Genomic DNA, 446 nt, shown 5'->3' with positions numbered 1-446 from the left:
CGTGGAAAAAGGGACGCCAGGCTTAATCATCGGTAAAGATGAACGTAAAATGGGCCTTCATGGTTCGAGCACCGTACAGGTGACGTTCGAGGATATGAAAGTGCCTGCTGCCAATCTCTTAGGCAAAGAAGGTGAAGGCTTTAAAATTGCCATGGCCAACTTGGACGCTGGAAGGATTGGCATTGCTTCTCAAGCTCTGGGAATTGCAGAAGGCGCCATGGAACATGCTGTCCAATATGCAAAAGACAGGGTTCAATTTGGCAAACCCATTGCAGAACAGCAAGGGATTGGTTTCAAACTGGCCGAAATGGCAACGAGCATAGAAGCTTCAAGGTTACTCGTCTATCGGGCGGCGTATTTACGCTCAAGTGGATTGAAGTGCAGTAAAGAAGCGGCCATGGCTAAGCTATTTGCTTCGAGGACGGCTGTCGATGTGGCGATAGAAG

1 protein-coding gene is annotated in these 446 nt (G+C 48.9%); it reads left to right on the top strand.

The features are described from left to right. Nucleotides 1–446: acyl-CoA dehydrogenase family protein (locus tag SB773_RS30120; RefSeq protein WP_410593854.1), on the top strand; the 446-nt coding region annotated here is incomplete at both ends.

Source organism: Bacillus sp. SIMBA_074 (assembly GCF_046534555.1).
Lineage (GTDB): Bacteria > Bacillota > Bacilli > Bacillales > Bacillaceae_G > Bacillus_A > Bacillus_A mycoides.
This window is presented reverse-complemented; position numbering and strand designations above follow the sequence as displayed.